Annotated in this window: 3 protein-coding genes; 2 read left to right on the top strand and 1 reads right to left on the bottom strand. The window is 38.1% G+C overall.

The features are described from left to right. Nucleotides 1-150: 150 nt before the first annotated feature. Nucleotides 151-1,629, bottom strand: coding sequence for a sulfatase (locus ACJJVP_RS16060; protein ID WP_405415203.1), 1,479 nt, complete (start codon nt 1,627-1,629; stop codon nt 151-153). Between the two features lie 514 nt (nt 1,630-2,143). On the opposite strand from ACJJVP_RS16060, the gene ACJJVP_RS16065 reads away from it, so the two are divergent. Beyond that, nucleotides 2,144-2,869, top strand: a complete 726-nt coding sequence (locus ACJJVP_RS16065) for a hypothetical protein (protein ID WP_405415206.1) — start codon at nt 2,144-2,146, stop codon at nt 2,867-2,869. A gap of 54 nt (nt 2,870-2,923) precedes the next feature. Next, on the top strand, nt 2,924-13,699 hold the full coding sequence (locus ACJJVP_RS16070; RefSeq protein WP_405415208.1) for a beta strand repeat-containing protein: 10,776 nt from the start codon (nt 2,924-2,926) through the stop codon (nt 13,697-13,699). Nucleotides 13,700-13,708 lie beyond the last annotated feature (9 nt).

Raw genomic sequence — 13,708 nt, forward strand, 5'->3', positions numbered from 1 at the left:
ACTTAAATAATGACAAAAGTAATCTGGTAAGAAAGGAAACTTTATTTTTAAATTAATTCTAGGCAAACCTATTTATTTAAAGTTAAAAGCAAGGTAGAATAATTTCAATAAAATTGGGGTTTGTTAACATAGACAGGCATTAATAAGCTATTATTTAATGTTTTCTTTACACCAGCTATTAAATGCATACTCTAGTTCAGCAACTATTTCAGGGTAATTCTTCGACAAATCTTTACGTTCACCAGGATCAGTTTCTACATTGAATAGTTTTAAATTCATATTATCTACAATTGGTTTAACGTATTGAGCCGAGGGTTCACTTTTCCAATGATTTTCTTTAGCATTTGTCAACTTCCAATCACCCTTACGTACAGCCCAAGTTTTTTGCCATTTCCAGACCAGTAATCTATCTTTTTGTGGTTTTAACAAATCTATACCATCAAGTTCAGGATCACTTAAATTGAGCCCTACAGCATTGACCAAAGTGGGTAAAATATCAGTTGCCGATACGTAACGGTTTTCAATAGAATTCTCTTTAATCCTGCCAGGCCAACTTAAAACCATAGGTACTCTGATACCCCCTTCCCATAATGAATATTTACCTCCTGTAAGTGGCATATTATTAGCTCCTGTCAAAGGCGACCCCCCATTATCAGAAATAAAAAGAATCAAAGTATTTTCTTGAAGTTCTTTAGACTTTAACGCTTCTAAAACTCTACCAATATTATCATCCAGACATGCTAAGTTAGCTAAGTAATATTTTCTAAGATCGTCGTGTTGAATTGTACCCACACGCGAGTATTTATCGTAATAAGCAGCGTATGTACCAGCTTCATGATTACCAAAAGTCAGTAAACTGTCTGGGTCATAATTAGGGATTTCTTTCACTTTATATTTATCTAGATACTTTTTAGGTACCTCGTGAATGAGATGGTGAACAGCATTATAAGAGAGGGTTAAAAAAAAGGGTTTGTCATTTTCTTGCTCTATAAATTCTATCGAAGCATCGGTAAGTATATCCGTTAAGTATCCTTCATCAAAACTCTTCTCCCCCATATTATGCATTAAAGGACCAAGTAATGCACTTGTTCCATATGGATCAGGAGTACGATTTCTTATTTCATTAGAAACTAACCAGTAATCATGAGCATGAGCAGAGAAACCTAAAAACTCATCATACCCATGATTTAAAGGATATTCTCGAACATTATTTTTATGAAAATTACGTCCTAAATCATTTTTTCCAATTCTGGCAGTACGATATCCTGCATCTTTTAGGTATTCTGCAATGGTTTTTACACTATCTGGTAAACCTGGTCCCCAACTTGCCGGTTTGTCCCACCTAAACTGATTCTTACCTGTAAGTATACCTGCTCTTGAGGGGCTACATACCGGGGCCGTTACATATGCTTGAGTAAACACCTTACCAGATTCACCAAGTTCTGTAATATGTGGTGTCTCTATTGAATTATCGTGATTCTTAAAGGGAGAAAAATCTGCATAACCCAAATCATCTACAACAATTAATAGTATGTTAGGTTTTACTTCTTCATTTTCCCCATTTTTTTTGCATGAAATACAGAGTATTAAAACAAAAATGATATGGTAGATATTTTGAAATCTTATCATGAAAATTAGATTTTACGATATCAGCATCAAAGCCTAATATAAAATTGTTAAGCAATATAAAAATATAAGTGTGATATACTCACTTAATTTATAAAACTTATTAAAAACAGACAATAATATCTTCAGTTTTTCAAATCTAAAACTATCAATTTCCAATACATTTTTAGTATTAATTACTGTCAATACTTATGGTATAATATGGTAAATTCCTACATTTCAAAAATAAATACTTGTTAAATATTGCCCCTATTCCATAATATATAAATGTAATTAATTACATCTATATAATGATTAGGTAACAAGATAGTAGGATTTTTACTACCAAAATAATAACATTCACATCAGTTTTTTCTTACTTCCCAACAAAAAGGTACATTACTACAACATTTTGTTTCTACCTAATAGTTAAATAATACATTTACCATAAATATTATAACAGTATTTTTCCTACATTATAAAACCTTTAGTATTACAATAATAATCATTGACCACCAAACTAAAAATTAATAAAATCATGAATACTTATTTAAAAAATCACCTTTACTCAAAAAATATACTACACTGTTTATGCAGTGCTTGTATTATATTATTTTTTGCAACCAACATAAATTCTCAATCGGTAGGCATTAATACATTAACTCCAGACCCTTCCGCAGCGTTAGACATACAATCTACAACTGGTGGTTTGCTAATACCAAGAATGACAGAAACAGAAATTTTAGCATTGGTAAGTCCACCAGATGGCTTAATGATCTATAATACCGATGTAAACAACATGGTAATGTTCGTACAAGGTGGACCATATGAATTATATAATCGCTCAGCTACAGCTACAGCTTCCATATTATCTGGTCTTACACCATCTTTATGGGCCGGTATAAACAACCTTACTCCTACTGAGCTATTAGGTTTGGAAATATATAGATTTCAATTAGATCTAACAGAAGTTAGAGAAATGAGAGTGGTAGCTAATGTGTTTGGGCTCACGATTACTGGTCCAAATACTCTTGATATTGCATTACAATACTCTACAAACGGAGGAAGTACATGGAATTATTTAAATGGAACCAGCTTTGGTCCAGGTGTATCAATTTCTGTTAACGGACTCGTAACTACGCCATGGGTAGAAATAGATACTGCTGCACAACAAGATGTTCAACTTAGACTGGTCGGCATGTCAAATGAAAGTGCAGTTACACTACAAGTTGGCTTTGGTTTAGTTATGGCAGAAATGAGGTAATCCTCAATACGAGTTTAGTTTCGTAATACAATTTTAACCTCCCATCATTACAATATGAAAACTGTTCATTATACTATTTTATTTCTATTTTTTAATATAACCTTCCTGTTAGCCCAAGATGGGTTTAACCTAATAGGTGCAACTGTTTCCATAGGTGACGGGGCTTCAATTCGTGTAGATGATGGTGACTTCCTTGTTTCAAACGAAGGTTCTATAACCAACAGTGCATTCATAAGTGTGGATGGCGATTGGCTGAACAACAATTCAACCGGGCAGGTATTTTCTTCTAATTCGGAAGGAACCGTCAACTTAACAAAAACAGCGACGGTTACAACCATCGGTGGCTCAACTACAACTGTATTTTATAATTTAACTCTTGATGTTGATGAAGTAACTCTTGAAGTCAATACTATTGTAGGTGGGTCAATTTCAGGTAACAATCTAGGTATACTTGATTTAAAGAACGTTGAATTAGATTTAAATTCAAATACTTTACAAATCACAAACTCTCTAATTGGAGCGATTATTTCAGATGAAGGTTATATTGTTAGTGAAGACGTTCTTAACCAAAGTAAGGTTTTATGGCAGACTTCACCTACAGGTGGTGAATATACAGTGCCTTTTGGTACCGTATCTGGGGTGCAAATACCTTTAACTATAGAAAGAGCCAGTGGCGATTTAGGAGAAATAACCGTTTCAACTTACCCAACAGGTTTGGATATGACTCCTTTTCCTTCGCAACCAGAAAATGTAACAAATATCTTAGACGAGTCTAGCAATAGCTTAGTAAACAACTCATTAAATAGATTTTGGCAGTTAGACAAATCAGGTTCTGGTACTGCAAATTTAACCCTTACCTATGCAGATGATGATTTGCCTGCAAATGGCGAAAACAATCTTTTTACATATAGGTACGATACAGCTTCTAACGCTTGGCAGAAAAAAGGGACTAGTAGTTCTAGCCTCTCGAACAATACAGTAACAATTGCTGGTGTCAATGAGTTTTCTCCTTGGACTTTATCTGCTACTCCTGAGAACATTGATGGAGACGGCTTATCTAATGCCGAAGATATTGATGATGACAATGATGGAATACCAGATGATATAGAAAATCTGTCATGTGCTGTTTTTTCTGAAGATTTTGGTACAGGCTCGTATCCTGGTGGGGAATTAACTTCAGGATATACAACGTATAATTATAGAGATGACATAACAGAATTCGCAAATTTTCCGGACGCTTTGGATGATGGAGATTACACGATTGCCAATCTGGTAAATCAACCAGAAGGTAGCTGGCAGCCAAATTTAGGCGATCATACTACGGGTTCTGGCTATATGATGGTTGTTAATGCCAGCTATACTTCTGGCGATTTTTATAACAGAACAGTAACACTTTTACCGGATTCAACATATAAATTCACTGCTTGGTTGGTAAATGCCAATAGCGAGGCTAATGAAACTTTCTGTAACGGAGAAACAGGTGGTTACATTCTACCAAACGTAAAATATGAAATTAGAGATTTAGACAATGCTAGTGCAGTAATTGCATCTTTTGATACAGGAGATATTCCCAGAACCGGCGAATGGCAAAATTATAATTTTGAATTTAATACAGGTACTTCTACTAATATAGAAGTTGTTCTCATTAATAATAACACAGGCGGTTGTGGTAACGATTTAGCCTTAGATGATATTTCATTAATACCTATTACTTTATCTGGAGGTACTGTTGCCTGTGATTTTGACGGTGATGGCATACCAAATTCAGAAGATTTAGATTCCGATAATGATGGTATATATGATATTATTGAAGCTGGCGGTACTGATGCCGACAATAACGGGGTTGCAGATAATTTAGATGATTTAGACAGTGATGGTTTAGTAGATATTTATGATGGTAGTTGTGGAGTAGCTTCTGCTGGGCCACTAAATGCTGTTGGTGCAAATGTTGTACAAAATACATTCACAAACCCTGCTAATGCAACTGGTGTAACTGGCTTATCAGATACGGGTGCGGCTGTTTCTGGTGTAAATACTTCTAAACTAGTATTAGACTTAGGCACATTAATACCTTCTGGCACTTCATTTACCTTATTCATGGCACATGCATCGGGCGGTAGTCAAAGTGGACAAATACATCAAACAGATGCTAGTGGTAATACTGTAGGAACCATATTGGATAATGAATATACAGTTACTGGAAATACAATAACTGAATATACGTATACAACTAATGCAGATACACAATATATACAGGTAACAACCTACTGGGAAGATGTAGCGATTTATGGAATTGAAGTTGACTTTTCTTCAACAACAGACTGTTCTGGCACTGCATTAACACCACCAGAAACTACTCCCGGAACACCTGATTTTCTAAATCAAGACTCCGACGGCGATGCATGTACCGATGCTAAAGAAGCTGGTTTTACAGATGCTGATGAAGATGGTGAAGTTGATGGCACAGGCTATACAACTTACGGTAGCGTAGATGGTAGCGACGGGTATACGGGTACGACCAGTGCGGTTACAGATGGTGATAATTCTGTTGCTTGTGGAGGTCCTGCTGGTCCTGACAATGACGGAGATTTAGTTCTTGATGTAGACGATCTAGATGATGATAACGATGGTATTTTAGATGCTGAAGAACTATCCTTATGTACACAAACAAGGGTTGAATGGGAACACAACGATTCTGAAACTCCAAATGCTTCAACTGTAGGAACTACGGATCCGGGAGATTCTGATTATGCAACCTATGACAGTCGTACGTTAATTAGTAGTCCAAATTTCACTTCGGCGGCAAATATTTCTTTTGGATCATTAAATGAAACTGGTAGTCAGTATACCTATGTATTTGATAATGCCAACCAAAGTACCTTTGCAGCTGCTAAATCAGCAAACCATTATGTACAAGTTGCATATACACCAGCTGTAGATTTATGGACACAAAATATTGCTATAGGTTTTTATTCTAGCAACAGTGGTCCTGAAAAAGATTATGGCGACTTTGATATGACTCTTGAAATGGATACCAATGCCAGTTTTAGCAGTCCAACAATTAAAGTGCAAGATTTACATATAGATGACATGATTGCAAATGGTTATCTACCTTATAGTATAGCCTCTAACGATTATTTGACAGCAGGAACAACCTATTACTTTAGATTTTATATTTACAATAACCAGAACGGCACAGGTCTTACACGATTTGATGATGTTGGTTTTGAGCACGCTTTGGCTTGCGATACCGATTTAGATGGTGTACCAAATTATTTTGATTTAGACTCTGATAACGATGGTATTTATGATGCTGTAGAAGCAGGTCATAATGCTGCACATACCAATGGAGAAGTCACAGGGAATGTTGGCACAGATGGTGTTCCAGATGCTGTACAAGGCGGTGGAAATGAGGATGCTGGCACGGTTAATTATACCATTTTAGACTCGGAAGCTACCCCAGACGGAATTGCCGATTATTTAGATTTGGATAGTGATGGTGACGGACTGCCAGATAATATAGAAGCACAGACAACAACTGGTTATACTGCACCAATTGCAGATGACGTAGCAACATATGAAACAAATAAAGGGGTAAACTCTGCTTATTTAGGTGGTATTACTCCTGAAAATACAGATGGCGCAGATACGCCAGATTACTTAGATCTAGATAGCGATAACGAAGGTGCTGACGATACTACCGAAGCCGGTTTAACATTAGCAAATGCCGATGCAGATAATGATGGTTTAGATGATAATACCGATGCTACAGCAGATTATTCAGACCCTAATGGTACTATCGATGATCCAACGCTTTTACCTAACACGCAAAACTCTGGTGATCCCCAAGTAGATTATAGAGATGATGGTATAATTGACCCTTGTGGTTCTATAGATACTGACAACGATGGCTATTTTGATAATTGTGATGACGACGACGATAATGATGGTATTTTAGATACAGATGAAGGGTATTCTGAAACGGTAACAAACTATCTAGCAAACCCTAGTTTTGAAAGTAACGATCCTACGATAGGTAACTCTCGAGGTGGCTCTTTTTTAGGGCCAGGAACAGGAAATGTTGGAGTGGCTGTTGATGATTGGGATTTAGTTTGGGGTACCGCTGATTTATATGACAATACAACCATAAGTGGTTTTTCTGCTTCTGATGGTGATTATTATATTGGTTTCCATTCAGGCGATGGTGCTTCTGAATCATATGATACTTCTTCTGCAAACACAAGAGAAGTTGTAGTACATAATTTAGCAGCTCCACTACTTGCCGGTGTTGAGTATATATTTACATTTGACATGGCTGCTAGTACATTTGATTCTAACTTTTCAGCTACTTCTGCATCAATAGAGTTTTACACAATTAATGTTGGTAATACAGCAATAGAAGGTGATGACGATAGTGATGGAATTTATAATTATTCTGATTTAGATTACATTGATGCTAATAATCTTTATCAAGATGGTACAACTGTTGGAGCTTTAGATGATGGTAACCCTGGTATTGAATATGTAGGCCTTTACGGTCCTGTTGATGAATATAGTAACGGATGGACAACTATAACTTTCACATTCACACCAAGTAGTGATATTGACAGATTATTTTTCACTCCAACTTCAGGAGTATCTGAAGCTGTTTTAATGGATAATTTAATTTTAGAAGAAACAAGTGCTACTTTTACTTCTATTGATACAGATGGTGACGGAACAGCTGACCATTTAGATACAGACGCTGATAACGACGGTTGCCCAGATGCTTTAGAAGGCGATGGAACGTATACCTATTCAGATTTAGATTCAGAATTACGACTAACAGCTACCGTGGATGGTAATGGTATTCCTTCAGGAACCTCTCAAGGTGCTGGTACTTCACTAGACAATACCCAACAGGCAGATGAATGTAGTCCATGCGATCCTTCCCACCCATCTTACGCAGATAGTGATGGAGATTTAGTGGGCGATTATTGTGATGAAGATGATGATAATGATGGTATTTTAGATACCGTAGAATGTATAGATGAGTCTGGTTTTGTAAATATTACTCCAGATGTTTTAAAAACATACAGTTCTGCTTTTTCAGCAGCTAGTGGATCCGGAAGAGTCTTAAATTATTCTGAATCTGATATTGATATTAGTGCAGAGTTCGGGTTACCCGTAGGTAATATAATTTTAGATGTAAGCAACATTTCAGAAAATTCAGCACAAACTTATTGGGCTACAGACGTTACAGATCCTGGAAACAATGGTGCTTATCCTAACTTTACTTTTTCAGGAACAAGAGCCTTGTATTTTAGAGCGTTACATGGTCCGAATATACCAACGGAAATGGCTTATGATGGTATTATTTCCGATGGAACAGTTTACGAACAAACAGCTCCTTTAGAAGCTCAGTTTATAGAAGATAATTCTGTTCCAAATGAATACAGGGTTCAAAGAACCACATCTACTGGAGATACATCTAATTCACCTAATTTCTTTACATGGAATTCTCTAAGTACAACTTCTAGTATTACGTTTACAACAACAAATGACACACCTACAGGAGTTACTTCTCGATACGATTTATATGTCGTCCCTCAAATTGATTCAGATGGGGATGGTATAGGAGATTGTTTTGATTCAGATAGTGATAATGACGGTTGTCCCGATGCTTTAGAAGGCGATGGCAATTATACCTATGCAGATTTAGATTCTGAATTACGATTAACAGCTGCCGTAGATGGTGATGGTATTCCTTCAGGAACTTCTCAAGGTGTTGGTACTTCACTAGACAATGCCCAACAGGCAGATGAATGTAGTGAATGTGACCCTTCTCACCCATCTTATGTAGATAGTGATGGAGATTTAGTAGGAGATTTTTGTGATGAAGACGATGATAATGATGGTATTTTAGATACTGAAGAAGATACCTGTACAGGTTATACCGTTGTAAGACCCAGTGATTTAGGGTATACAGGTAACGAGGTAATTGCTAGTGCGGTACATGATGTAAGTAATCTATTTGGGTTAAGCACTGGGGCTGTAATACTAACGCTTACAGATGCCTACGTGAATGCCACAGGTAGTTCTTGGAACACTTCAGGTTCAAACCCAGCTTCATCGATTGCTATATCAGGTACAATACCATCAAGATTAAGAATAGACCATGGTTCTGGACTCACTTCTGTGGGTAGTAAAGAAGGTATACGTTCAAACGGAGAAAAGTTCAGTTTTACAGGAACTCTTAATACAGGCTTTACTTCTATCAATCAAGGCAATGAATATTATGTGGAAAGAGATGCCTCTTCTGCAAGTAATGATGCCGGTACCGAAATATGGGAATCTGATGGCTATGCCTCTTTTGTAGAGTTCTTCACAACAGATAATGCCAGTGTAGTTATTTTTAGATTGTGTCCAGCAACAGATACAGATAATGATGGTATCGCAAATCATTTAGATACTGATTCAGATAATGATGGTTGCCCAGATGCCTTAGAAGGCAATGGTACCTATACCTATGCAGATATAGATTCAAATTTAAGATTAACCGCTGCGGTAGATGGTGATGGTATTCCTTCAGGAACTTCTCAAGGTATTGGTACTTCACTTGACAATACCCAACAGGCAGATGAATGTAGTCCATGCGATCCTTCCCACCCATCTTATGTGGATAGTGATGGAGATTTAGTTGGCGATTATTGTGATGAAGATGATGATAATGATGGTATTTTAGATACAAATGAATGTGCACTACCAGTTGTAGATGCTGATTATAACAATTGGACAAAAGGGTCAGGTTGGTCGGCTGTTGGCGATGGGTCAAGTGCTCAGAATCAATCTAACGGAGCAAACAATGCGACATTATGTTATACGGTAAACGATGTCTCATCGGTTTCAAATGCCACAAAACTTACATTTGAACTATCCATTCGAACAAATGGCAATAGTGACAACATTATAAATGGACGTTATGCCGACTTAGATTTTACAATCAACGGCACTGAATATGCTACTTTTAGAAACCCTAACGATAATATAAGTTCAGATGCAACTGTAACTACATTAAATGGAGCTACGGCATCGTTAGCTACTTTTCCAATCTCAACTACGAGTGGTTCATTTACCACACTTACGGTAACAGTACCATGGTCAGGAGCCACATCAATAGATATTTGTTATTCTATGACAGCCGATAATGATGATTGGAATGTTTCAACAACATTAATCGCAAGTGCAAACAATTACTCATGTGATACTGATGACGATGGTATTGCCAACCATTTAGATACAGATTCTGATAACGATGGTTGTACAGATACTTTAGAAGCAGGTCATTTAGATGCTAATAATGATGGAGAAGTAGATGGTTCTGGGTACGATACAGATGGTCGTGTTACTGGTGCAACTACTGCGTATACAGGTACTACTACCGGTATTACAACCGCTGCAGAAACAAGTATTGATACTGCTCCTACAGACCAAGAGGAACGAGTTGGAGATGATGCTACTTTTACAGTAGTAGCTTCTGCCCTAGATGCCTCTTCATATACTTCTGGAACACCAACTTATGATGTTAATGCAGATGCTGGTTTAACCTACCAATGGCAAGTGAGTACAAATTCAGGATCTACTTTTTCAAACATATCTGGAGCTACAAATGCTAGTTTAACAATTTCAGATGTTACCTTAATTATGGATGGTAATATCTACAAGGTACTAGTTAGCAGCACCAATAATACCTGTTCGGAAGAAGCTGAAGCTACCTTAACAGTTATAAATAATGTAGATGCAATAAATGATGTAGCGGGGATTACAGCCATTGAAGGTTTTACAGGAGTTACAGATGTATTGAACGTATTTGATAATGATGAGTTTAACGGTGCAGCACTTAACCCAGCTAGTGTAACCATCACCCCTGTTACCAATGGTCCTTTAACGGTTAATGGAGATGGTTCTGTAGATGTGGCGAATAATACAGGCACAGGTTCTTACACTGTTAACTACCAAATTTGTGATACGGATATTGACAACCTAACAAATTGCGATACCGCTACGGTAACCGTTAATGTGGCTGTGAATAGTCTGCCAACTGCTCAAGATGATGAGGTTTCAATCGCTCAGGATACAAGTAATAATAGTATTGACGTATTAGCTAATAATGGTAACGGCCCTGATACCTTTGGTGGTGACGGTCCTAATTCCGGAGCAATTACACTTCCAAGTACAACAACTACAAATGGAGGTACGGTTTCAATAGATGATAATAGTACGCCATTAGATCCAACAGATGATACGGTATTGTATACACCTGCTGCTAGTTATAGCGGAGCAGATTCTTTTACCTATACAATAACAGATGCAAATAATGATACGGATACCGCTACTGTAAATGTTACCGTAGTTCCAACTCCAACTATCGCAATTAATGTAGTTGCTGTCGATGATATAATCAATGCAACGGAAGATGATAGTCCAGTCACTATTTCTGGTACTACTACCAATGTGGAAGATGGACAAATTGCAACCGTAGTCTTAAACGGAACTACCTATTCTCCTGTAGTAACAGGGAATGCATGGACTTTCGATATAACAGCGTTAGAAGCACAAGCTTTAGATGCGAATGAAACGATAACTGCTGATGTATCCAATGCTGCAGGGAATCCAGCAACTCAGGCTACTCGTGATATTCAGCATGATGTAACGACTCCAACTATCGCTATTAATGTAGTGGCGGTAGATGATATTATTAATGCAACGGAAGACGATAGTCCGGTGACTATTTCTGGTACCACTACCGATGTAGAGGATGGACAAATAGCAACCGTAGTCTTAAACGGAACTACCTATTCTCCTGTAGTAACAGGTAATGCATGGACTTTCGATATAACCGCTACCGAAGCGCAAGCTTTAGACGCTACCGAAACAATTACAGCGGATGTGTCTAATGCTGCAGGGAATCCAGCGGTACAAGCAACTCGTGATATTCAGCATGATGTAACGACTCCAGTAATTACAATTAATGTAGTTGCTGTCGATGATATTATTAATGCAACGGAAGATGATAGTCCAGTGACAATAAGTGGTACAACAACCGATGTCGAAGATGGACAAATAGCAACCGTAGTCTTAAACGGAACGACATATTCTCCAGTGGTAACAGGGAATACGTGGACTTTCGATATAACTGCTCCCGAAGCGCAAGCTTTAGATGCTACTGAAACGATAACTGCTGATGTGTCTAATGATGCAGGCAATCCTGCAACACAAGCAACGAGAGATATCCAGCATGATGTAACGACTCCAACTATTGCAATCAATGTAGTGGCTGTGGATGATATCATCAATGCAACGGAAGATGATAGTCCTGTGACTATTTCTGGTACAACAACCGATGTAGAAGATGGACAAATTGCAACCGTAGTTTTAAACGGAACGACCTATTCTCCAGTCGTAACTGCTGGTGTTTGGACTTTCGATATAACAGCGTTGGAAGCGCAAGCTTTAGATGCTACTGAAACGATTACTGCAGATGTGTCCAATGATGCAGGTAATCCTGCAACACAGGCAACTCGTGATATTCAATACGATGCTACATTGCCAGTGCCAGTTCTAGAAATAGATGACATCACAGCAGATAACATATTGAACGCAGCGGAAGCCGGTGCCGATGTTGCCGTAACGGGAACAGTAAGTGGAGATTTCAATGACGGAGATACCGTTACCTTAACGGTTGATGGTACCGATTATACAGGAACTGTAGACGCATTAGGAGCATACAGTATCGATATACCGGGTAGCAAATTAGCTGCCGATGCAGACACCACAGTAGATGGTAGTGTAACCACTACGGATACTGCAGGTAACTCAGCAAGTGCTACGGATACGCAAGTGTACTCTGTGAATACTACTGCTCCTGCAATCGTAATCAATACAGTTGCTGGCGATGATATAATCAATGCTACAGAAGATGATAGTCCGGTGACTATTTCGGGTACAACAACTAATGTCGAAGATGGACAAATAGCGATCGTAGTCTTAAACGGAACAACCTATTCTCCAGTCGTAACTGCTGGTGTTTGGACTTTCGATATAACAGCGTTGGAAGCGCAAGCTTTAGACCCTACGGAAACTATTACTGCAGATGTAAGTGACCTTGGAGGTAATCCTGCAACTCAGGCAACTCGTGATATTCAATATGATGCTGCATTGCCAGTTCCAATTTTGGATATCGACGATATCACAGCAGATAATATATTGAACGCAGCAGAAGCTGGTGCCGATGTTGCCGTAACGGGAACAGTTTCGGGTGATTTCAATGACGGAGATACCGTTACCTTAACGGTTGATGGTACCGATTATACAGGTACTGTAGACGCATTAGGTGCCTACAGTATTGATGTACCGGGTAGCAAATTAGCTGCCGATGCAGACACCACAGTAGATGGTAGTGTAACCACTACCGATACCGCTGGTAACTCAGCAAGTGCTACGGATACACAACTGTATTCATTAGATACCACATTGCCAGTTCCAATCTTAGAAATAGACGATATCACCGCAGACAATATCCTAAACGCAGCAGAAGCTGGTGCCGATGTTGCCGTAACGGGAACAGTAAGTGGAGATTTCAATGATGGAGATACCGTTACTTTAACAGTAGACGGTACAGATTATACCGGAACTGTAGACGCTTTAGGAGCATACAGTATCGATGTACCAGGAAGCAAATTAGCTGCCGATGCAGATACTACGGTAGATGGTAGTGTAACCACAACCGATACCGCTGGAAACTCAGCAAGTGCTACGGATACACAACTGTATTCATTAGATATGCTTTAGGAGCATACA

The organism is Maribacter sp. Asnod1-A12, assembly GCF_045063735.1.
In the GTDB taxonomy this organism is placed as follows: Bacteria; Bacteroidota; Bacteroidia; order Flavobacteriales; family Flavobacteriaceae; genus Maribacter.